Annotated in this window: 18 protein-coding genes; 4 read left to right on the forward strand and 14 right to left on the reverse strand. The window is 48.7% G+C overall.

The features are described 5' to 3' along the window. Positions 1-56: 56 nt before the first annotated feature. Entirely contained in the window at positions 57-620 is a 564-nt protein-coding gene (locus NC997_RS22000; protein ID WP_190524970.1) for an adenylate kinase, read from the reverse strand. A gap of 303 nt (positions 621-923) precedes the next feature. On the opposite strand from NC997_RS22000, the gene NC997_RS22005 reads away from it, so the two are divergent. The 3 genes from NC997_RS22005 to thyX are packed head-to-tail and all read left to right on the forward strand — an operon-like array spanning position 924 to position 2,829. After that, complete coding sequence (locus NC997_RS22005) at positions 924-1,460, forward strand: P-loop NTPase family protein (protein ID WP_190524972.1); 537 nt, start codon at positions 924-926, stop codon at positions 1,458-1,460. A gap of 52 nt (positions 1,461-1,512) precedes the next feature. Beyond that, a complete protein-coding gene (gene dcd, locus NC997_RS22010; protein WP_190525041.1) occupies positions 1,513-2,094 on the forward strand; it encodes a dCTP deaminase in 582 nt (193 codons plus the stop codon). 12 nt (positions 2,095-2,106) lie between these two features. Then, the gene (gene thyX, locus NC997_RS22015; RefSeq protein WP_190524974.1) at positions 2,107-2,829 is read left to right on the forward strand and encodes an FAD-dependent thymidylate synthase; all 723 of its coding nucleotides are present in this window, start codon (positions 2,107-2,109) and stop codon (positions 2,827-2,829) included. Between the two features lie 24 nt (positions 2,830-2,853). On the opposite strand, the gene NC997_RS22020 is transcribed toward thyX, so the two are convergent. The 7 genes from NC997_RS22020 to NC997_RS22050 form a co-directional block, all read right to left on the reverse strand. Then, positions 2,854-4,356: an NAD(P)/FAD-dependent oxidoreductase gene (locus NC997_RS22020; RefSeq protein ID WP_190524976.1), complete on the reverse strand. Its 1,503-nt coding sequence runs from the start codon at positions 4,354-4,356 to the stop codon at positions 2,854-2,856. Positions 4,357-4,446: 90 nt separating this feature from the next. Then, the gene (cobD, locus tag NC997_RS22025) at positions 4,447-5,523 is read right to left on the reverse strand and encodes a threonine-phosphate decarboxylase CobD (RefSeq protein ID WP_190524980.1); all 1,077 of its coding nucleotides are present in this window, start codon (positions 5,521-5,523) and stop codon (positions 4,447-4,449) included. A 26-nt stretch (positions 5,524-5,549) separates the two neighbouring features. Continuing rightward, a complete protein-coding gene (locus tag NC997_RS22030) occupies positions 5,550-5,831 on the reverse strand; it encodes an HU family DNA-binding protein (protein WP_190413637.1) in 282 nt (93 codons plus the stop codon). Positions 5,832-6,203: 372 nt separating this feature from the next. Then, positions 6,204-8,819 (reverse strand): AMIN domain-containing protein, encoded by a 2,616-nt coding sequence (locus NC997_RS22035; protein WP_190525044.1) that lies wholly within the window; start codon positions 8,817-8,819, stop codon positions 6,204-6,206. A 78-nt stretch (positions 8,820-8,897) separates the two neighbouring features. After that, positions 8,898-9,689, reverse strand: a complete 792-nt coding sequence (locus tag NC997_RS22040) for a hypothetical protein (protein ID WP_190439974.1) — start codon at positions 9,687-9,689, stop codon at positions 8,898-8,900. Next, complete coding sequence (locus tag NC997_RS22045; protein ID WP_190427423.1) at positions 9,686-10,486, reverse strand: PilN domain-containing protein; 801 nt, start codon at positions 10,484-10,486, stop codon at positions 9,686-9,688. The genes NC997_RS22040 and NC997_RS22045 overlap by 4 nt, the downstream gene beginning before the upstream one ends. A 4-nt stretch (positions 10,487-10,490) precedes the next feature. After that, entirely contained in the window at positions 10,491-11,594 is a 1,104-nt protein-coding gene (locus NC997_RS22050) for a type IV pilus biogenesis protein PilM (protein WP_190413781.1), read from the reverse strand. A gap of 229 nt (positions 11,595-11,823) precedes the next feature. Between NC997_RS22050 and NC997_RS22055 the strand changes: the two genes are divergently transcribed. Further along, on the forward strand, positions 11,824-13,104 hold the full coding sequence (locus NC997_RS22055) for a sugar ABC transporter substrate-binding protein (RefSeq protein ID WP_190524982.1): 1,281 nt from the start codon (positions 11,824-11,826) through the stop codon (positions 13,102-13,104). 157 nt (positions 13,105-13,261) lie between these two features. Here NC997_RS22055 and NC997_RS22060 read toward each other — a convergent pair whose 3' ends face one another. The 6 genes from NC997_RS22060 to NC997_RS22085 all read right to left on the reverse strand — a co-directional run bounded on the left by NC997_RS22060 (position 13,262) and on the right by NC997_RS22085 (position 23,625). Further along, positions 13,262-14,620, reverse strand: a complete 1,359-nt coding sequence (locus NC997_RS22060; RefSeq protein WP_190524984.1) for an ATP-binding protein — start codon at positions 14,618-14,620, stop codon at positions 13,262-13,264. 578 nt (positions 14,621-15,198) lie between these two features. Next, positions 15,199-16,113: a PAS domain S-box protein gene (locus NC997_RS22065; protein ID WP_190524986.1), complete on the reverse strand. Its 915-nt coding sequence runs from the start codon at positions 16,111-16,113 to the stop codon at positions 15,199-15,201. Continuing rightward, a complete protein-coding gene (locus tag NC997_RS22070; protein ID WP_190524988.1) occupies positions 16,110-17,969 on the reverse strand; it encodes a CheR family methyltransferase in 1,860 nt (619 codons plus the stop codon). The genes NC997_RS22065 and NC997_RS22070 overlap by 4 nt, the downstream gene beginning before the upstream one ends. Before the next feature lie 461 nt (positions 17,970-18,430). Then, a complete protein-coding gene (locus NC997_RS22075; protein WP_190524990.1) occupies positions 18,431-20,095 on the reverse strand; it encodes a chemotaxis protein CheB in 1,665 nt (554 codons plus the stop codon). Between the two features lie 270 nt (positions 20,096-20,365). Then, on the reverse strand, positions 20,366-23,062 hold the full coding sequence (locus tag NC997_RS22080) for an ATP-binding protein (RefSeq protein ID WP_190427568.1): 2,697 nt from the start codon (positions 23,060-23,062) through the stop codon (positions 20,366-20,368). Between the two features lie 134 nt (positions 23,063-23,196). Further along, a complete protein-coding gene (locus tag NC997_RS22085) occupies positions 23,197-23,625 on the reverse strand; it encodes a response regulator (RefSeq protein WP_190413616.1) in 429 nt (142 codons plus the stop codon). Positions 23,626-23,639: the final 14 nt, after the last annotated feature.

Here is a 23,639-nt window from a genome sequence, read left to right on the forward strand (position 1 = left end):
CAACGCAGAGGAACGCCAAGCTAAACGCAAAGTAACGCAGAGGAAGAATCCCTAGATTACTCAGCACTCGCCGCCAAGTTTTTGCCTAAAATGTCGTGCTGTACTTGCTCTGGGGTTTGGTTTCCGTTGACAGTCAACAACCGTTGGCGATGTTCGTAGTATTCCAGGATAGGAATCGTGCGTTCTTGGAATAATTCGAGGCGGCGTTGTACGATTTCTGGTTGATCGTCTGGACGCGATCGCTCTAAAGAACGGCTCATCAACACTGATTCTGGCACCTCTAGCCAAATTGCCCAATCTAGATGTTGTCCCAAATCTTCTAACAAAAAATCTAATTCCTCTGCTTGAAAAGCAGTACGCGGATAGCCATCTAACAGCCAACCACCCTTGATATCCGGCTGTTGGAGACGCTGGCGCATGAATTCGATCATCAGGGGATCGGGCACTAACTCACCCTTTTCTACATAGGATTGTGCTTGGACACCGAGGGGAGATTGGGATGCGATCGCTTGTCGCAAAATGTCGCCCGTGCAAATTCCAGGAATCCCCAGGTGACTGCATAGCAATGCAGTCTGCGTTCCCTTACCTGCCCCAGGCCCTCCTAGAATTATCAGTCTCACGGCACCTTGCTCCTGCTGTGATTGAATCAAGCATCGCCGGAAGCTGAACTTTGAGCCAGCTTTCAACCAAGCCTATGCTGGCTATTTTGCCATTGATCGGTCGCTCAGCGAGACTGACGAAGCCAAGAACTAATACAAGAACTAATACAGGATAGTCAGCACTTAACGGGCTTGACGGATAGATATATCTAGTGTTTGATTATGAGGCAAAATAAAAAAATACACTACATATCGTTTGCTAACCAAACTTTTCTGGGGCAAGCGATACGCGCGTCAAGATTCCTCACGATTAAACTTCGTCTTATGGTTGCCCAGCTAGAAACCCCAGCGCTTCATTCAGATCGTCGCCTGCTCCCCACTATTGAAGGACTGGTGCAAGTTTTTACCGGCGCTCACCGCAGCTTTTTTACCGGCGTGATCGCGCAAGCGCTGCGAATTGCCGGTCAAGGAACCTCAGTTTTAGTGATTCAGTTCCTCAAAGGCGGAATCAATCAGGGACACGAGCATCCCATGCGCTTAGGGCAAAATCTAGATTGGGTTCGCTGCGACTTACCCCGTTGCATTGATACCCCGCACCTCGATGAGGCGGAAACTCACTCTTTACTTGAGCTTTGGCAGCATACCCAAAAAGTAATCTCCGAAGGCAAATATTCCCTCGTCGTTCTGGATGAATTGAGCTTAGCGATTAACTTTGGCTTAATTCCCGAATCCGAGGTACTGGCGCTGCTTGAAAAACGCCCTGCTCATGTAGATATCATTTTGACCGGGCCAGAAATGCCCCAAGCGCTTCTGGATGTCGCCGACCAAATTACTGAAATACGTCGTAGTCACCGACCCTAAGGAATACACTTCACGTTATCCTAGTATTCCGGTTGGGATTACTTGTGAACCTGTGATTAAGAACGATATCTGGATTACCGAAATGGCTCAAAAGGGTATGATTTCGCCCTTTGAGCCTAAATTAGTTCGTCGTGTGGACGATTTACCTGTTATCTCATTTGGTCTGAGCAGCTTTGGTTACGATATCAGGCTCTCGCCTCTGGAATTCCGCATTTTTAGGCATATTCCCGGCACAGTCGTCGATCCCAAAAACTTTAATCCTGAAAATTTGGAGCAGACAAAACTCCATACCGATGCGAATGGTAGCTATTTCATTTTGCCCGCTCATACCTATGGATTAGGCGTGGCATTAGAAAGACTAGAAGTGCCTGAAAATATTACTGTATTGTGCATTGGAAAAAGTACATACGCACGATGCGGGATCATCTGCAATCTAACGCCTGCTGAGGCTGGTTGGAGAGGACATTTAACCCTAGAGGTTTCCAATTCATCAAATGCAGATTGCCGTATTTATCCCAATGAAGGAATTGTGCAACTGCTATTTTTTGAGGGTAAACCTTGCGAGGTGAGCTATGAATCTCGTCAGGGTAAATATCAAGATCAGCCGGAAAAAATTGTTATAGCACGGATATAAGGAAATACGCAGGTGAAATACTTTCGTGTTGAGGTAGTTGCTGCCACGCCAAATCCCCAACAAGTTATTTGGGCAGCAATGCATCAAGATTACTCCGAAGAGTTGGTTTGGAATAGTTGCGATCGCTGGCCTGATGAGGAGCGGAGCGGCGAACTGATTATTAAACATTTATTATCAGGCGATCGCGGACATTACGGCCCTCTAGAACATCCCCAGATTACTGTTAATGTGGGTTACTTCCCGCACTCAATGATGCAGCAACTCCGCACTCATCGCGTGGGCGTGAGCTTTGATGTACAATCCTTCCGTTATACCGGACAGAGAATTGTTGATGTAGTAGAGGGCAAATTAGATATAGAAGAAGCTTTCTATTTACGTCCAGTTGGTAACTATACAAACCGACAAGGGAAACGCTATTTGTATTCGGAGGAACAGCGTCAGGATGATTTGCAATGGTGCGAAGACGCCTGCAAACATTATAAAAAACGCATAGATGAAGGACTTTCAGAAGAGCACGCTAGAGGAATTATTCCTTTTGATGCCAGACAGCATTTTGTGCTGAGTTGTAATGTGCGATCGCTCATGCATCTTTTAGACTTGAGATGGAAAAAAGATGCTCAACTTGAAGCGCAAAAGTTTTGCGAATTGCTCTGGGTTCATTTTGAACAATGGACACCTGCGATCGCTCAATGGTATTTGGAAAACCGAGCAAAAAAGGCAAAATTAGCTCCATAGGTTGCCAAAATAAACTTTATATGGTTATGAAGACCATGACCGCCTGAAGTTAAAAAAGCCTTCTAAGAAGTCTTCCAATCGGGTATTTTTCCGAAGTCGTTGTCGGTGCCACTCGTTAGCAGTTTGCTGAATAATTTCTGATAAGGTGGGGGAAATCGTAGGCAGCTGACTGAGAGCATCCACTTTTATTTTCTGTCGCATAGCCAGCGCGATCGCTCCCATTAACTCAGCCGCTTCCATCCCTACTAGCGTTGCCCCTAGAATTTCTCCATTGCGACGCACCAGAATTTTACAAAATCCCGTGATTTCCCCTAATATCTGGGCTGCTGCTACTGCCTTGAAATATTGCCGCAACACTAAGACATCTTTACCGTACTGGCGTCTCGCTTGCGCCTCGGTTAAGCCAACCCGCGCCAGCATCGGTTCAGAAAAAACGCCTGTAGGAATGCCGCGATAGTCTAGTTTGAAAATGGGTGCAAACAAAGCATTTTTTAGGGCGATGCTGGCTTCGTACTGGGCGATATGGGCAGCTTGATAACCCCCAGTAACGTCACCACAAGCGTAGATACGGGGGTTCGTTGTTTGCAGTTTCTCGTTCAACTCCATCCCACGCCGGTTCATCTTGACGCCAACGCCTTCCAAGTTTAAACCTGTGACATTTGGTTGCGGTCGAGTACATAGCAAAATTTCATCGGATTCAATCGCTTTGTTGCCAGCGAGAACCCACTTTTTGTCGTCAATTCGTTTAACTTGCGTCACTTCTGTTTGAGTCAGGACGCGGACGCCCTCAATTTCTAGCTGTGCTTGCACCACTCTCGCCGCCTCTGGGTCTTCTTTCGGCAGAATGTGGGAACTGCGTACTACCAGGGTGACATCAGCGCCCAACCGAGATAAAGTCTGCGCCAGTTCGGTGCCAGATGCGCCACCGCCAATGACTACCCAGCAGGGGCGGGGAGATGCGTCTACAGGTAGCTGTTCGGGGGATATCTGCTGCCAAATATCTATCGGCGTTCGATAGCCAGTAGCTTCGAGTCCGTCAATTGCCGCAATCCCAGGACGAGAACCCGTGGCAATCAGGTAGGCACGCGATCGCAATCTCCGCCCGTTGACGACAAAAGCGAGGTAAGGTTTACGACAAAATTCACCCTCCCCAACAATGACATCAACGCCCAAAGAAGCCAAAATCGCTGGGGAATGTTGTTCTTCTAAAGTGGAGAGGACGCCATCCGCCCACTGGATTGCCTCAGTCAATCGCCCCCCTGGAACGGGTTGCTGTTCTGTAGAATCAGCCAGATCCCAGGGGACACCAAATCGATTGAAGTCACTTTGCGGGTGAATCACTCGCCTAACCTGAGTCAAAGCTTTGGTATAGAGAGACCCTAACTGTAAGGACGATTGCCAGCGTCTCTCAGAAGGTGGCTGGGGTTCGACTAAGGCGACGCGGGCTTGCAGGTTGGCAGCAGCAATTGCGGCATGACGCCCTGCCTCCGTGCCGCCTATTACGACTAAGTCGTACTCAACTGCCATGATTTGTTCTTTGTCAGTTGTTAATTGCTAATGTGTTGATTGCTAATGGCTAATCGGAAAAATGAACAATTAGCCATTAGCGATTAGCCATTACAAAATTGCCGCTAGACCGTCGATTAGGCGCTGGTTATCAACTTCAGAACGCACCGCGACTCGGAAGTAGCGATCGCCCAATTCTGGAAAGCTCAAGCAGTCACGAATCAGAATTTTACTCTGCTTGAGAAGTTTTTCCTGTACTTGTGAACTAGGTTGTTCTGACTCAACCAGCAAAAAGTTAGCAGCACCCAGTAGCGGTTGCAATCCCGGTATTTGCGCCAAACCTTGAAACAGGTGAGACTTTGCCGGTTCCAACCAATCCCAGGTTTGCTGTTGAAATTCTGTATCCTGTACCACAGCGACACCAGCGGCAGCGGCTAAGGTGTTGACGGGCCAAGGATCGCGCCACTGTTGCCAGCGCCGCAGGCGGTCTGGGTGAGCGATCGCATAACCTAAGCGCAGCCCTGGCAGACTGTAGAACTTGGTGAGCGATCGCAGAATTACCAAATTCGGGTACTCTTGCACCACTGGAATGAGGCTTTGCTGCTGGGAAGGCGGTAGAAAATCCATAAAGGCTTCGTCCATCACCACCAGCGCAAATTTCTCCAGATAAGGGATCAGAGTCTCTCTGAAAAACATCTGACCCGTGGGATTGTGCGGGTTATTCACCAGTAGACCAGTGGGATTTTGGATTTTGGATTTTGGATTTTGGATTGGGAATTCTAAATCCAAAATCGAAGCTCGAAAATCGGGAAGCGGGCACTCATGTACGTTGGCGCTAAACGTCCGGAGTGCCCGCCAGTAATCGCCGAATGCTGGTGTCACCAGACACGTTCCCGTCAGTTCTGATAAATCCCAACTTGCCCAGGTTAGTAACTCTGCCGAGCCGTTCCCAGGCAGAATCCAGTCTGGCGGGAGTTGGTGCAGCTGACCCAGAGACACCCGCAACTCGGCATAATCTGGGTCAGGATAGGCACGTAAGCGCTCTAGATGTGCCCCAATCGCCGCGAGTGCCGACTGGGGAGGCCCCAACGGGTTAATACTGGCAGAAAAATCAACAATGAGGTCGGGGGAACAGCCTGCCAGTGCAGCTGCCCAGGCTAAGTTACCCCCGTGAACAGGCCGAGTCAAGGATGATTGCCGCTTTGGATAAGTGGTTAATCTTCGGGCGCAACTTTTTCTTTAAACAACTTACCCGCAGAAAATGCAGGAACCTTCGTTGCGGGGATTTCCATTTTGTCCCCAGTTTTAGGATTGCGACCCTCGCGGGCTTTGCGTTCCCGCGATTCAAAAGAGCCGAATCCCACCAAAGTCACCTTATCGCCAGAAGAAACAGCTTCCATGATAGCTTCCAAGGCAGCCGTCAAAACAGCATCTGCTTGCTTCTTAGTGACAGAAGCCTTGTCTGCCACTGCATCAACCAATTCACCTTTATTCATGTTTAGTCACTCCAAATGGTTTGTACGGGCGTGATTATGACTAGCTCTAAAGTCCCAATCGGGGCTTTAGACACGAGCCTTTGAGGGCAATTTAGCCTCAAAAAAGCTGAAACTCTCGCTGTCTCGAAGTTTCACTGCATTATTCTAAAGTCTGCGTGCTGGATATGGATCGTCGAAAGCTTTAAGTTATGTAGATTTGAAGAGTTTTTTGATTAATTTTTCGGCAACGGGCACTTTTTAAGAGTTGCACAACCTAGTTTCCTAGGCAAAAACTCCGTTTAGGGCACAAATAAGCCCCCTGTCGGAAGTCGAACAGGGGGAAGTTGTGTTTTGTCTCTTCAAGGCTCAAGCCCTACCAGTTACTTACGCGCTTTACTTCTGCTCCAATATCTGACGCGCATTTTGTCCTGGGGTGTAGCTGTAGCCAAAAGCGGAACGCGACGAGTCATCGATAATCTGAGGCGTCAGCAACACGATTACCTCTTGCCGTTGATTCACCTTGTTGGTACTTCTAAACAAGGCACCTAGAAGCGGAATATCGCCCAAAATTGGCACTTTGGATACGGTCGTTCGCTCTGAATCTTGAATAATCCCCGACAGAATCAGCGTCTGACCATCTCGCAGGCGAAGTTGTCCAGAGTTCAGGTTACGCACCGTCAGCAAAGCGATTTGGTTAACATCATCACCAACGACTATATTTTGCTGACCGCCAATCGCAGTTACGGTGGGATTTACCGCTAAAGTGACGAAACCATTATCGTCAATCCGCTCGACTCTGATATTGAGGATTAAACCTGCCTGTTTAATTTCTGCGGTGACGGTTGTATTCGTCGTATTTTCAGTTGTTTCCGTTTCCCGCCGAATATTACCCACAACCTCTTGAGTCAAGTTGACGGTAGCCGACTGTCCTTCCTGAACAACTAGAGTCGGGTCAGTCAAAATCTTGGCATTGCCGCTTTGAATCTGCGCCCGCAATGAGGATAAGAACCGGCTGGGGAACTGCAATAGGGAAGGGAGAGCTGCCGTAACCGTCCCAACGGTTCCTGCTGTTGCAGTTGATGTTACCCTTCCAGTAGCGGGGTCAACGGTTTGAGTAATGATATTGTCTGTAGCTGGAGTAACGGTGATGAAACCACCCTGTAGCGGATTATTTAAGTTCACAAAAGGTCTAGGAAAAAGCCCAGCGCCTGCATTTTGCACCCTTTGAACACCATTTGGACCCACTATGATGGTACCGGGTGAAGTTCCCGGAATGCTTACGGGATTGTTTGGATCGAGGAAAACATTGGCTCCGCTAAAGGGATTCTGGATAATAGGTGGGCTAACTTGACTCGTAGTCACCTGCTGGTTTGTCGGGGGTCTGACACCGCCGTAATTAAAGGCTGCTGCTCCCTGGTCAACACTGAAGAAGCTATCCCCGATCCCGAAGGAGAAGCTAGTGTTAAAGTCCTTGGTGTTCAATAGGTTGACATCAACGACCTTGACATTCACTGCCACTTGGCGACGGCGGGCATCTAACTGGGTCAAGAGGTTTGTCGCAATTTCAACTTTGCGAGGAGAACCAACCAGGGTGATGGCATTGAGTCGCTCGTCGGCTGATACTGCTAACCCTTTGAGTAGTAAGGGGGCATTTCCCTCAGTAGCTCTCAGTGCTAAAATGCTTGGCGTTCTGATTTCTACGGTTCGAGCGGCGGCTCCCTCTCCAATGGTCTGAATTTGAATTTGCTCTGTAGGGATTTGCGTCTCTGCCCCTTGGGTCGTCAAGAAGTTCGCTGCTGCCGTCACAGGGACTTGATTGAGTCGCAGGCTGCGCGTGATGATATTTCGAGCATCGTCAGGCAGTCTGGCACCCACAAAAATTGTTCGTCCAACTCGGTTGGCTTCTAAGCCGCTCAGCTGAAGGACGTAGTTGAAGACATCTTGAACTGGCTCATTTTCGATATCCAGGGAAATCGTAGGTCCCCCCTCGGTAGCACCACCTGGGCCAGGAGCGGCTGCTGGTTGCCCCGGAGTCCCGCCTGCTGCCGCGCCTCCCGTAAAGGCAAGGTTGAGACCAGCCGAACGGGCAAGTAGCCCTAAAACTTCTCGGACGGGAGCATCCCGCAACACTAAGCGGGGTACGCGCTCAGCTGTACCGAGATCGATGACAGCGGGGGCAGCATTGGTGTTGGAGGTAGTAATATCGCCGACTGGGGGCGCGATCGCTCTCGGCAAGAAAGGCGGTGCTGGACTGACGGGTTGCACTGTCCCCGCCGCTGGAGCCGGAACTCCGTCAATGGTAATGCGCGGGTTTGGCACCAGAACATCTGGGTTTGGTGGGTTGATGACTGGTTGAGGCTGAACCTCTGGTAGACCGGGCGCAGGAGTTATGCCACTGGGTGCTGGAACCTGAGGGATTTGACCGGGTGGCGTTTGGGGGAATACACCGCCCGGAACTGGCGTTTGAGCGAGTCGGGTTGGAGTCGGTGGTGTCTGTGCCGTTGGTGCAGGTGCAGTAGGAGAAAAATTAACAGGTGCTTGGGAGGAGAGCGTCGGCGGTGTTGCTTCAGTCGGCGGTGCAACAGAGTTAACGTTTAAGGTGATTCCCCCTTCCTTGTTCTGGCTAATCTGCCCGGTCGGTTTGCTGTTAGCTGCGCTGACTGTTACTCGGACACTATTGTCCTCCCGCTGGCTCACGACGATTGACTCAATGCCAGGAGCCGGATTTTCCTGACGGAAGCTGTCTCCCTCAGGTAAGCTCAGTCGGGCATTCAGCACATCTGCCGTTAACTCATTGCCACGGCTGAGTGTGAACATCTGAGGGCGTAGGACAGTGTCCTTGCCGGAGCGATCGCCCTCAGATGTCTTTAGCATCACTTCAACACCATTATCCGTGGGATTGAGTTGCACAGCGGTTACTTGCGTGGCAGCTGCTAAGACCCGTTGTGTTCCGGGTAGAACCAGTGCTGAACCGAGCAAGATTCCACCCAATATTGATAGCTGTTTCACCGTTTCCTCCTCACACAAAAGCAATTTTTGCACCTGAACAGCTTTCAGGTCGAATTCTCGACACCTACTTGCTGTCTCCTACTGGGGTGGTTGAGCTGCCGCTGCTGCTGCCGCTGCTGCTGCCGCCGCCTCTTTCGCTTCCTGCTCCGATAATGGCAGCAGCACCTCTAACCTAAAAGAGGTGTTAATCAAGGTTCGCTCTTTTGGTTTGCCAGTGGGGACAATTTGACCCTGCCGGTTTACCGTAATTTTCTGACTGGTCGCCGCGTCCTTTAAATCTGATTTCAAGTCTTTTACTACTAGCAGTTGCTGGAGTCGCTCTAGACTTCTCAGAATGGATTGGGTTTGTCCGTAGTCGCCTTCAAAGCTTACATTGTATACCTTACGTTTGAGCTTACCATTGACTTCCGGCCCTAAAGATCCATCAGTAATAATGTCACTACTGCTAGCATCAGCGGCATCGTTTCTTCTTGGCTCATACTTGGTCAATTTACCCTGTCTTGCCTTAACAAAACGATTGATATCTAGCATTAAGGTATCCAGGGTTTTGGAGCTACCAAACATGGAAAGGACAGCAGCTCTTTGCTGTTTTGCCTTGCCTAGGTTTACTTTCGCCGCATCAATTTTTTGCTGGAGTTGTGCCTGTTGTTGAATTTGCTGCTCGGTGTTTTCTACATCAGTTTGCAGTTGTTGATAAGAAGTCCACGCAGGCAACAACAGGTTAGCGACCAAATAAGCTGCTCCTGCTAAACCCAACACTGCCAGCAAGGCACCGCTAACTGTTGGCGTGAAAGTAATACCAAAGGCACTGGGATAGGCAGCTTCATCTTGGCCTTCATCGGATGGTATAAAGTCTTGACTTACCGTCATTTTTGCAGCGCTCCTGTGTTCTGAAGGTTTCTAAGCCGAGTCGCTAATCCCACTGCACCTTTGCGCTCCCACTCTCTAAGTAACTGGGAAGCCGGGGCATCGCTCAGGCTCGTTTTAATGGTGTATTCCACCACTTTTGGCAATTTAATTTCTACTCTAGCGTTGGAATTTCCTTGATCCTGGGGCTGTTGCACCTGAGTTTGATTGTCTTTCAACTCAGCCGCCACAATTTGGGTATCTTCGCTATCGAATAACTTAGATCGCTGTAGCGTTAGCAAAAAGTCGTTCACTTCATCAAAGGAGCGAGCGTACCCTTTGATTGACACGTTAGAACTCGGAGGGGCAGCGGCAGCAGTGGGGCTAGGGGCTGCTGTGGTGGTAGCCGGATCTGGCGCGGTTTGCTCAATGCTGGTGATTTGCAGACCGGGTGGCACGCGATCGCGTATATCCTGCAAAATCGCTGACCACGGAGCCAATTGATTGAACACGCTGGCGAGTGCCTGCGTTTCTCCTTTCACTGCCTGAGTTTCGTTGTTGATTGCTTGAATTTGCTGCTCTTTGGCTTTGCCTTCATTGAGCCGCTGTTCCAATTGAGCTTTTTTGGCGGTCAATTGTTCGGTTTGGTTTTGCAGCAACAACCACAACGCCCCAACTCCTGCTGGCAACAGCAGACCGACTGCCAATCCCGCCAACAGCGGCGTCATGTTTTTATTCCCAGAGGGAGCTTTGGCACCAGGGACATCGCGGCGGATGATGTCCGGGCGATCCTTAAGAAAATTAATATCTAGGCTATACATCGCTTTAAACCTCTCGTAGTCCTAATCCCAATACCACTCCCAATCCCGGTCTTTGCACTGGTGAAATTTCCTCTATCACCTCCAAGGAAAGGGCCGCAACTGGGTCTACTTGTGTCGTTGGCAAGCTCAACCGTTGCGTGAAGAATTCATCCAGTTGTCCAATTCCTCCTCCTGGCCCAGCGAGTAGCAGCTGCGCCACTTCTAAATTTTCGCTCTGATTTAGATAAAAATCGATAGAACGACGCAGTTCGTCGGCAAGCTCTCCCAATACTCTAACCAAAGCCGCCATACCGGGATTGATCCCTGTTGCACCTGTGCGGACATTATCGACGGGGGTGTTGGGAATTGTCATCCCTTGCAGGATTTCAGTGTTTCTCGATGTCGGTAAATTCATCGCCCGATTGAGGGCACTCTGTAGTTGATACGTCCCAATCGGCACGGTGCGCGAAAATTGTGGCACCCCATCTACGATGATGGCAATCTCGGTGCTGTCGAACTCAATATCTACCAAAACGGCAGCTTCTTGAGGACCAAATTGCCGCAACTGCTCTCGAATCGTCCGAATCAGAGAAAAACTGCTAATCTCTAACACATCGATTTTTAATCCAGCTTCCCGGAAGGTTTCGATATAGGTATCTGTCACATCCTTGCGGGTGGCAACTAGCAGCACCTGCACCTTCTCGATTCCATCCTCATCGGTGAAAAATCCCAGCTTCTGGTAGTCTACATCTGCTTCTTCCCGTGGAAAAGGCAAGTAGAGACCGGCTTCGTGATCCAACACCATTTCCCGCAACTCTTTGTCATCAAGTTCCGCAGGCACTGGGATAACGCGCACCACGGCTTCGCGACCCGATACGGCAGTGGCGACGTTCTGGACTTTTATCTTACTTTCAGCGATCGCTTCCTTAATCAGTTCTGCTAAAGCTGGGGCATCGATAATCTTGCCTTCTTGAAAAACCCCTTCCGGAACTTCTTTCGAGGACAGCATTGTTAATTTGAATCCTTGCCCCTGCTTGCGTAGCTGAGCAATATTAATTCGTTCAGGGGCAATTTCTATACCAATTCCTTTGGTACGTTTCGATAATAATCCTTTAAATCGGGTGAACATATCTTTAGGTTTGCTGAGGGGAGCAGCCATAGAAACTTTAGTTAGGTAAGAGAGATTGCGTATAGGGAAATAGAGACAGATTCATGGTACCCAATCTAGCTGACAAACACATCGGTAGAGACAAAAATACACCCTGATAGATTCCGTACCATTAGATATACCTCATCAGGTAGGATGAGTTACTGCTAGCTGGGTTACTGCTAGCGCTGAAAGTGGAATTGCAATTTACATGATCCGTAGGAAAACCTGGAGACGATTGGGCATCTGTACCCTATTGGGGTTCATTTTCAGCTGGGTTATCAGCTGTAGCCCTGGATCTGCCCCATCCGGAAAAGGGGAAATTGAGTTCTGGACGATGCAGCTGCAACCGCAGTTTACTGAGTATTTCAACAAACTGATTGCCAACTTTGAAGCCGAAAATACCGGCGTCAAAGTCCGCTGGGTAGATGTACCCTGGAGTGCGATGGAAAGCAAAATCCTGACGGCGGTTTCGGCAAAAACAGCACCCGATGTCGCGAACCTCAATCCGGACTTTGCCTCTCAGTTGGCGTCGCGCAATGCTTGGTTGAATTTAGATACTAAAGTTCCCCAGGCGGTGCGTCAGCAATATCTACCTAATATATGGAAGGCTAGCACGCTCAGCGACCAAAGTTTTGGACTTCCCTGGTATTTAACGACGCGGGTGACGATTTACAACCAGGATTTGTTTAAAGCTGCTGGGGTAAGCAAACCTCCGGCGACTTATGCCGAACTGGCACAAGTTGCTCAACAAATTAAGGAAAAAACTGGCAAGTATGCGTTTTTTGCAACCCTAGTTCCAGAAGATTCGGCTGAGGTGCTGGAATCGATGGTGCAGATGGGGGTTCAATTGGTGGATGCCAATGGAGAGGCGGCTTTTAATACACCCGCCGGGAAAGCGGCGTTTCAGTATTGGGTAGACCTTTACCAGAAGAAGCTGTTGCCCCAGGAGGTATTGACACAAGGGCATCGACGTGCAGTTGAACTGTACCAAGCAGGTGAGACGGCGCTGCTAGCAACGGGCGCAGAGTTTATGGCGACGATTGAGAAGAACGCCCCAGCGATCGCGCAAGTCTCCGCTGCGGCACCCCAGATTACCGGCGAAACGGGTAAAAAGAATGTAGCGGTGATGAATCTGGTGATTCCCCGCGACACTCCAAATCCGGATGACGCCCTCAAATTTGCTTTATTTGTCACCAACGATCAAAATCAGCTGGCTTTTGCTAAGGCGGCGAACGTGTTGCCGTCTACAGTTCAGGCAGTGCAAGAGTACCAAAGCCAGATAGCCAGTAATCCGAAGGTATCGCCAGTAGAACAAGCTCGCGTCATTAGTGCCAGCCAATTGACATCGGCAGAGGTTTTAGTCCCGGCGATGAAGGATCTCAACAAGTTGCAGAAGGCAATTTATGAGAATTTGCAAGCAGCAATGTTAGGGGAAAAGACGGTAGACAAAGCAGTTGGAGATGCAGCTTTAGCGTGGAATCAACGCTAGGGATTCACGCTAAAGCTGCCAGACCTAACTCCCAACCCCTTTCCGGAATCGGGAAGGGGAGCAATATTCAAGAGAAATATTCAAAACCCCTCTCCGTTTTGGAGAGGGGTTTGGGGAGAGGTTTGGGGAGGTACTTTTTTCTCTAGATGGGGAGTTATCACACGATTGCAGCAGTATTAGAGCTTGATGTGACTTCACGGGGCAACTCTAGGCGGAAAGTTGAACCCTCTCCCGGCTGACTTTCCACCTGTATTTTCCCATCCATCATGCGAACCAATCGGTCAGTAATGGCAAGTCCTAAACCTGTACCCCCATGAGTGCGCGTCAGGCTTTGACTGAGTTGTCGAAATTCTTGAAAAATTTGCTGAATTTCCGACTCCTCGATCCCAATGCCCGTATCTTTGACAGCGATCGCAATTTGGTCGGGTGTCGGTTCGCAAGCATCCACAGTAATGCTACCCGAATCGGTAAACTTAATCGCATTGGAAAGAAGATTAACCAACACCTGCCGCACGCGATTACTGTCATTCACAACACAAGGATTATCAAGACTAACGTGAATATGCACTTCCAAATGCTTCTGCTGAGCCAAGCTCTGGAGTTCTTCCACCGTTTGCGTGACTAGCTCGACTAAGTCAAATTCTTCCAAATTTAATTCCAGCTTTCCCGCCTCTAGCTTAGAGAAGTCCAGAATATCCTCAATCAGTTTGAGTAGGTGTTTGCCACTATTAAAAATGCGCTCCAGCATATGTATTTGGCTTTGGCCCAGCTGATGCTGAGCTTGGCGCATCAGCAATTGCGAAAAGCCTAGAATCGCATTCATCGGAGTCCGCAGTTCGTGGGACATCAGCGCCAAAAACTGCGACTTCAGCCGGACTTCTTCTTGAAGGCGCAAATTTTGTAAATGATAATAGCGAATTTTCTCCTCCGCTTGCTTGCGGGCGGTGATATCACGTAGCATCCAGCGCAGGGAAGACCCCTTACCTTGCTTATCTGGGACGCTGGCGACAGTCAGCGCAGCATTAAAGAGTTTGCCTTGACGCGATTTTAGTCGCACCTCCCACTCCTGAACTAAGCCTAATTTTGGCACCTGAGTCAGTTGGGAACGAAAGGCTCGACGAGCTTCTTCAGGCACAAATATGATTAGCGGTTTGCCCACTAGGTAAGTGGGCAAGATACCGAGAAGCTCAGCGGCGGCGCGGTTGGCTTCCCGAATCGTTCCAGCCGCATCTGTTACCAGGTAGCCGTCTGGAGCAAACTCGAATAGGTCTAGGTAGCGCTGGCGTTCCGATTCCAATGCTCCCCTCGCCCCTAACAACTCCTCATTCTGCTGGCGCAGTTCTTCTTCGGCTACGTGTAATTCTTCCAAAGCGGTTTTTAATTCTTCCAGCGATCCCGCTAGCAGCTGTGGCTGTTGCTGAGGCGATTCGGTGACACGCTGCTGTAACGCCGCTGCGCGTTGGCGTGCCGTCTCTATTTTCTCGGTAAACCGCTCTCCTTTTAGGTGAAAAGTCATGAAATTCTTGATTACTATCTTTTTTTAAACTTTTGTTAAGCTCTTGAATCACCCATTTTGCTTTTTGAGCAATTTGGAAATCAGATTAGCTGTAAGCGCCCTAAGCAACTAGACAAATCACACAAAGTTTTTAGCTTTTGGCAGCAAGTGCCGTTGAACTTAACTTTAATGAATAAATTCCCGTAAAACACAAGGTGTGCAAAATCTTAGTAAAGACACTATGTACATACTTTGAGTTAACTGTAAGAAATTTATGTGTAAATCCTCTTTAAGGCTGATAAGTTAGGTGAAATCCATAAGCCGTAACCAGAGCTTTATCCACATACCTTTCCGTTCCTTCTCGAAACCAAACAAACCTGATCCCCCAGCCTTCTGCCCACTTCACGGTAAGCGTTGCCTGGTTGGAAGAAGAAAAAGATAAAATATTTTAGCTTTTTTTAGGGAGAAAGCGGCTAACTTTAACTTTTTTTATATTATCGGATCGAGGTTTGGAAAGCGGTTAGTTTTATACCAGTACGGTTGATTTTTTACACATACTTAGAAAAAATATTCCAAAACAGACTGTAGCTTTGAGATTTTTATAATATTGGCATAGCGCTGTGCAATTCTTGCATTAACACAATCACCCCCTGAATATCTTTTTTTAAAATAAATAGAGGCATACAGGTGACTTTACACTGAATTGTCCTCCCACGCCGGTTGATAGCATCTAGTATTTCTTCGTGGTATTCCAAGTCCCCGGTTAAACAGCTTTGAATCGGCTGTCTAAGCTGCTCTACCGGCAAGCCAATCTTTAAATTTAGAAAGGGCTGTCCCTGGACTTCATCGCTACGCAGTCCCCACAAATCTTCAGCTTGAGGATTCCAGATTTGGATGTTCAGTTCTTGGTTTAATACGACAATGCCGCCCGGTAGGCTGGTAAAAATAGATTTGAGAAAGGCGTTGGCTTGGTTAACCTGGTTGCTGGACAGCCGCAGTTTTTCTGTTGTTAGGCGTAGCTCTTCGTTACTTGTATCTAATTGTTCTGATTTTATTTGTAAATCTTCGTTACGCGCCTCTAAGCTATCAGCAGTGGTCTTAGTTTGGGCGATCGCGCTTTGCAGGTGTTCGTTGACGACAAGCCAGTCGTGGTTTTTATTCTCTAAGGCGCGATCGCTCTTGGCTAATGCTTCGACAGTCGCTCGCAGTTGCTCATTGAGAAGTTGTAGCCTCTGTTTAGAGTATTGCACCTGGAACTGTCGAGATTGGTTCATGTCTTGGCGATCGCTCTCCATCGCTGCCAAACGCTCGTTGGATTGAGATAGCTCCTCGTGCGCCACCAGCAAGTCTTCCAAGACAAAGCAAAAGTCCTCAAACGCTGCCGTCGCCAACACGATTTGCTGCAAGATTAATGCCTGTAGGGGCGATGAATCAATGGCTAATAAATATTTGTGCAGGATTGCCAAGTGTTGTTGTAGAAGGATTATCTGCTGGGAAAACTTGTCCTCATTCATTCAGGAACTCCTTCTTGCTCCTCCATGAATAAAAGCACTTCTCGAATCTCTCCCTCCTTCCCTAACAAAGGTTTACAAGAGACTTTACACTCAATTGCCTTGCCGCGTCGGTTAGTGGCATTGAGGATAATTTCTTGTAAATCGTTCTCCCCAGCTAGACAGTTGCGAATCGGCTGTTTGAGTTGCTCTACTGGCAAGCCAATATCTAAATTTAGAAAGTGTTGTCCTTGGATTTCATCGCTTCCCAGTCCCCACAACTCCTCAGCTTTGCGATCCCAACGCTGGATATGCATATCTCGCCCGACTACGACGATGCCGCCCCGAAGAGTGCCTAAAATCGACTCTAAAAAGGCGTTTGCGTCGTTGAGTTCTTCGCTGCGGCGGTGCATTTCATCGTTAAGAGCCTGCAATTCCTCATTCGTGGATTGTAGCTCTTCGTTCATGGTTTCTAGCTCTTCGTTAGAGGATTGGAGTTCCTCATTTGTCGTCTCTAACTCTTCGTTAGAGGATTGGAGTTCCTCGTTCGTCGTTTCCAACTCTTCATTCGTAGACTGGAGTTCCTCATAAGCCATTTCCAGTTCTTGGTTGGATTGTTGCAGATCGTCCTGTAGCCGTTTGTAGCGGCTGACATCAATGAAGGAAATACTGATGCCTAAAAGATTGTTGGATACCTCTACGAGCGGTACCACCAGCACGTCTAGAGTAATCGTTTCGCCTTTCGGAGTTTGCCACGGCACATCCCTGACAGTAATCTGTCGGCGCTCCGCATAGGCTTGATCGATACAAGAGCGTAATTCCAGGGGACGATAAGAAATTTCTAAATCTTGCAAGGGGCGACCCAGATCCTTCGGACTCAAGGGAAACATTGCCCTAGCACGTTCGTTCACCAGCACTAAAAAGCCATTGACATCTATCACTATCTGGGATGTCGGGCTGCTGTCGAAGGCGACTTCCCGAATGCGGACATGAGTGGCTAGATTGTTCACTGCCTCCTCGCTGCCAGACTGAGCCATAAGCAACAACCGTTCGCGTATTCCTATTTTATGGGCTTTGGTAAAGATACGCCGCTTCAAATCCACAGGTGTGAAAGTGTGGCTGTGGCTGAGCAACATCTCCGCCTTCCCTAAAAAGATAAAGCCACTGTCATTCAGGGCAAAGTGAAAGCGGGAGAGGATTTTAGATTGAGTTTCGGCATTGAAATACATCAAAGTGTTGCGACACACCAGTAAGTCAATGCGGGAGATGGGAGCATCAATCGTCAAGTTGTGACGCCCAAAAATCACCGAGCGACGCAGATCCTTGCGAAAGTTATAGCCGCGAGCGCATTCCTCGAAGTACTTCTCTACCATTTCCGGAGCCAGATCCGCGACATCCTTCGCTGAATAGGTCGCTTGGCGGGCTAGATTGAGGGCTTCCTCGTCTAACTCGGTGGCATAAATTTTCACCCGTTCTTTGAACTGTTCTACTCCCAGCGCTTCAGCGAACGCCATCGCGATAGTATAAGCTTCTTCTCCAGAGGCACAGCCAGCACTCCAGATGCGGATCGGTTCGTTGATTTGTTTGCGGGCGGCAATGGTGGGAACGATTTCTTCAATAATGTAATCCCAGGCTGAGCGATCGCGGAAGAAGGCAGTTACATTAATCAACAACGTGTTAAACAGGTGAATAAATTCTTCTGGATATACTTCTAGGTAATCCATATAATCGTTGTAGCTTTCCAGTCCTACTATCTGCATCCTTTTCAGGACGCGACGCATCAGAGAGGAACGTTTGTAGCCAGTAAAATCAAAGCCACGGCTGCCTTTAAGATACTCTAGCAGCGCTTCAAATTCAGGGTTGAGGATTGAGCGATCCATAAGTAGTTGTTAGTTATACCAGTTTTCCATAAGTGCAATACGGTTTTGACCTCGCTTCCATTCCTCTAGAAGAATCTGAGAGAAGCTTTGAATTGTCCGCCCACAACCGCGTTGGGAAGAGGGTTAGCGCTTAGGTTTTCTCTGTATATCTTACCCGATCGAAAATGACTATAATAGCTACTCGCTTAATCGAATATTTTTTTACACAACATCAATTTAGTATATTAGCGTAATTAAATCTCACGCTTTGGGAGTGGTAGAAAGGTTAGTTGTCAATCGCAGCAAGCTGAGGACTTAATGACTACTGAGGATTGCCGATTCCCAGTCTTCAACAAAGTTACATTGATTGCTCACAATTTGATTAGCGATTCGTGGTAAATCACTAGCTTTTTGCCCTATTTTTATTAGCAAACTCTATCTATAAATGATTAAAGTTGGTGACAACAATTTGCCATTTGCAATTAGCTATTTACCAGATTCACCAAAGTAGCAGCAATTTCATTTAAGGGGAGTATCCAATCGACTGCTCCAGTTTCAATTGCGGCTCCCGGCATCCCAAAATACTGCGAAGATTCCCGATCTTGCGCGATCGCGATTCCGCCCATTTGTTTAATCGCTCTGATGCCGGTTGCACCATCCTTACCCGTCCCGGTGAGGACAACCGCGATCGCTCGTTCTTTAAAACTCGCCGCGATTGATTCAAAGAGTAGATCAGCGGAGGGACGGACAAAATGCACCAGTTTCGTCTGGGTGAGGGAGAGAGTGGCGTCTGGGTCGATCAGCAGGTGATGATTCGGCGGCGCGATATAGATTGTCCCCGGACGCATTTGCTCTCTTGGTTCTGCCTGCTTGACGGGTAGAGACGTGCGACGATTCAGGATTTCTGCGAGTAGGCTGGGGTGTTTGGGGTCTAGGTGCTGGACGATGGCGATCGCTGCCGGAAAGTCTTTTGGCAAGCCAGAAATCAACTCGGTGATGGCTTTTATCCCACCGGCAGACGCTGCCACTGCCACGATGGGAAAGGTAATCAAAGGGTGAGAATTTTCTTCGGTTTCTGGGTTCGATCCTGCTTTTCTCCAATTCCCCTTTTCTACCTGCTTCCCATTTTCCGGGTGTACCTCGGTATCTTTCTCTTTGTCCCCATTGCCATTTAAAAGCAGTTGCCGGATGATGGTAGCGTTGTGCTGAGCTTCGTGCGCCTGCTCTTCAAAGCGTTTGGCTGACCGAGTTTGGTTGCGATCGCGTGCCCCTTGATGCATCCGACGGGACAAAGCGGCACGTTCTTCTAGTGCCCTAAACGCATTCCACAGTGCCGTCTCTAGTGCCTCAGATTGCTCTGCCAGCAGAGTCTCGCCGGAATAGGCGTGACCCGTGCGGCAGCGGAACCGAAGCAACTGACCGTCGTGCAGTTCCCACAGGGCACCCCCGCAATCTGGACAGCCGAAGCCGGAGGGCGTTCCGGGTCTGTCATCTTTGTGTATGGAAGCCATATTTAATTCTGCGCTCTCGGATTCCATTTCCATCTCATCAGTTACAGGCTCTTTTTCCTCGGCTGCCACTGACTCTTGAGCCAAGCTTACCAGGGTAGGAGCGATCGCTGACAAAGGCAAAATATAATCGACTTCTACGTTCTCGATAGCGCTACGGGGCATTCCGGGAAACAAGGCGTCGTTGGGATCTTGAACCACTGCGACACCGCCTCGCTGCTTCACCGCTGCGAGTCCCGCCGTCCCGTCGTCAAGATTGCCCGATAGCACCACACCCACCACTCGCCGTCCATAGAACTGGGCTGCCGTGCGAAATAGGGGATCGATGGCGGGTCTGTGACCGTTCTCCTTAGGACCACGAGCCAGGTGGATGTATCCGCGTTTAACTAATAAATGGTAATTGGGGGGTGCCACATAAATCCGCCCATATTGAATCGCCTCGCCGTCCTTGGGATGAGATGCTTTCAAAGAGCCGCAGCGATTCAGGATACTTGGCATGGCGCTGGTGCTGTGGGCAGGGAAGTGTATGACGACAAAGATTGCAGCTGGCAAATCCGGCGGCAAAGCCTTGACCAGTTGAGTCAGCGCTTCTACCCCGCCGGCAGAGGCACCGAGGACGATAATATCGTGACCAGACATTTATTTTCTCAATGCAGCGGATGAATTAAATTACCCAATCAAGCGAAGACCGAATTCTCAAAACTCTTTTCAATCGAACAAGTAGCTGAATCATCGCCGCAGACGCTTCGAGATCCTGTATTGGTTACTTTAGGCTAACATCTGTCACTCGTCATCAATCCTCGGCATGAAAGCGCTTACTGAGTGTAGAGCAATTCTATTTGAATTGTGAGGGTGTAGGGCACCCTTGATTGAGAACTGCCTCGACACAACTGATTCGATGAAAACAAGCTAAATACTGACTCGGCGGGGAAATTTTACATTGAAGGTAGATCCGTGACCTAAATGACTTTCCACTGATATTTTTCCATGCATTAATTGCACTAATGAGTGAGTGATGGCAAGCCCTAAACCCGTACCCGGATATTTTTTGGCGAGGGACTGATCGACTTGCCGAAATTCTTCAAAAATATGCTTTAAGTTTTCCTCAGCAATTCCAATTCCGGTATCTTGAACGCTAAGTAACACTTGATCCGGGGAAATTTCTTGTACTTTGATGCACACACTTCCGGTGTCAGTGAATTTAATCGCATTGGAGAGAAGATTTACCAAAATCTGCCGCAGCCGAGCGCTATCATTCAATATCTGAGGGTTTTGTAAATTTGCCTCGACTTGCAGCTCCAAATGCTTTTCTGAAGCAAGCGATCGCAATTCTTCTGCGGTTGTTCTCACTAGCACTGGCAGATTAAATTCTTCCAGTTTGAGTTCCAATCTTCCGGCTTCAATTTTTGAGAGGTCAAGGATGTCATTAATCAGCGTTAGCAGGTGTTTCCCATTGCTGAGGATGCGATCTACCATGTCCAATTGTTGCGGGCTAAGCTGATTTTGCCGCTGGCGCAACAGCAGTTGAGAAAAGCCGATCACGGCATTCATCGGCGTCCGCAGTTCGTGGGACATGGTGGCGAGAAACTGCGATTTCAACCGCGCTGCTTCCATCAATTGCAGATTCTGAAGTTGAATTTGCGTGGAAAGATTTTCGAGTTCCTTGTTTTGCTGAGCCAGGATTTCGTTTTGTAAAGCTAAGCGTTCCTCTCGTTCTTCTAAAGCATTGATCAGACGGGCATTATTAATCGCGATCGCGGCTTGTTCTCCCACCGCCGCCAGCAGATATCGGTCTTCTTCGTCAAACGCATGAGAATTTTCCCAATTACCGATTGCCAGCACGCCCAACCGTCCCGCTTGCGCGGACTCAATCGCCACCACATAAAGTGAAGCTGGCAACTCTGAGGGCTTTACGGTGTCGGATGTCGAGTGGAGGAAAGCGGCTTGTTCCCCTTCGATAAGCTGAGAAATCCCAGTCAAAAACACCTGAGAAAGCAATCCTTCCCCCGAACTAAAACCATCTTCCAGGCGCAATTTTTCCGTACCGATTCCCGCCGTCACCGTCAAGACCAGGCGATTGCACTGGGGGTTTTGCAGCATGATAAAGCAAAACTGGGCACCCGCGATCGCATCGCAAACCGCTTGAACCATCACCCGTAACAAACCGGGTAAGTCACTCAGGCGCTGGTTCAGTAAATTTGTCAGCTGCTGGAGTGTCCGGAGTTGTTGCTGTTGTTCTCCCAGAATAATGATCGCCTTGCGTAAGTTCTCAGTCGCCGCTTGCGCTTCCCGGTATAATTTTCCATTTTCGACCGATAAGGCAGCACGACGGGCAAGTTCCTCTGCCAGAGCCAAGTCCATCGCATCGTAGCGGCGTTTCTCTTGAGTGGACACCAAGGAAATTGCCCCCAACGTGCGATCGCGCACCAACAGGGGCACCACCATGTAAGACTGAAAGCCCAGCTCCCGAACGATTTGCAGATGTTCGGCATTGCGGGTCGCAGCTACGAGCATTTCGTCGTCAATTTCAACGGCAAATTTTGGTTTGCCCGTGCGTAATACAATGCTTGCGGGGTGTTCTCCATCCGGGTCGGGGGGGAACAGATGCAGCACCTCTTGCACCAACTTCTCTGGAGAGGGGTTTGCATAAGCCGTCCCCATCCGATGAATTGAGCCGTCCGCTGCCAGAATATCTACTATGCACACGTCGGCTAAGTGGGGCACTGCCAATTGAGCCAGATTCTCCAGGGTTGTTTTGTAATCTAGAGAAGCTGAAAGGACAGCACTCGCTTCTGCCAGAAATCGCTGGTTTTCTAATGCCCGCTTACGCTCTGTAATATCGCTAATAATTCCAGACATCCGGAAAGGCTTGCCGTTCCCATCTCGCTGCGCTTTGCCTCTGGCAATGCAGTAACGATAATGCCCAGAAGCGTGCAACAGCTTAAATTCCACATTACATTCAACTTGATGCTCCAGGTGATCGCGGATGCTCTGGACGATGCGATATCGATCTTCTGGATGCAAAAGTTGGCATAATGCCTGGTAATTGCCGACAAATTCTTCACGGGACAAGCCGCTGATTTCAAAACAGCGGTCATTCCAATAAACTGTATTGGTGGTGATATCCCAGTCCCAAATTCCGTCGTTCGATCCCTCTAGAACAAATCGATAGCGTTCTTCGCTTTCTTTGAGTAATTGGTTGGCTTCTGATGCCTGTCTTTCCGCTCGATAGAGGCGAAGCGCATTGTGCAGGCTGCGAGAGAGACTTTCTGGAGAAACTTTGCCTTTAGAAATATAGTCGGATGCTCCGGCTTTCATCAGTTCGACGGCAGTTTGTTCGTCTCCCTGACCCGTCAAGACGACCAAGGGGATTTTAAAACCAGACGAGCGGATATTTTGAACGAGGGTGAGTCCATCCCCGTCAGGCAAGCGATAGTCGAGGAAGACACAGTCAAAATGGTCGCTGTGTAAAGTAGCGATCGCTCCTTGGCAGTCGCTGGTTTCTACTAATTCCATTTGCACGCCAGCCGTTTTGAGCGACCGGCGAACCGCCATCCGGTCTACTTCATCATCATCGACTACCAGGATTTTTAACTTTTCTTCCATAACCATTCAAGGACGGAATTCGTAAAAAGCTTTGAGTTTTAAATTTTAAGTTTTGAATTAAAGAATTCTCTTGTAACTCATCACTCATCACTCATCACTCATCACTCTTACAATCCATTACCCATTCTCCAAAATTAGGGCATTTCACTAAGCATCCAATATTGATTGAGCGTTGCCACTACCTCCACGAATTTAGCAAATGTTACGGGTTTGACAATATAACCCGCTACATTGAGATTGTAGGCTTCCACCTTGTCTTTATCTTCATTGGAAGTCGTTAGTACAATCACTGGAATTGCTTTGAGTTCTGGGTCTGCCCGCAATTCACGCAAAAATTCAATTCCACCCATTTTGGGCATATTCAAGTCGAGTAAGACCAGCCGCCGCTCTCGCGGAACCTTTGTTGAATCGTCAGTCCCCCGCAACATAGCTAGTGCTTCTAGCCCGTTATTGGCAACATAGAAGGGATTTTGAATATTATTTTTTTTGAATGCCCGTTTTACGGTCATCACATCAACTTCGTCGTCATCAACTAGCAAAAGGTTTGTCATCTTATCTACCATGATTTAAAAAACGA

The organism is Trichocoleus sp. DQ-A2, assembly GCF_039961915.1.
In the GTDB taxonomy this organism is placed as follows: domain Bacteria; phylum Cyanobacteriota; class Cyanobacteriia; order Cyanobacteriales; family FACHB-T130; genus FACHB-T130.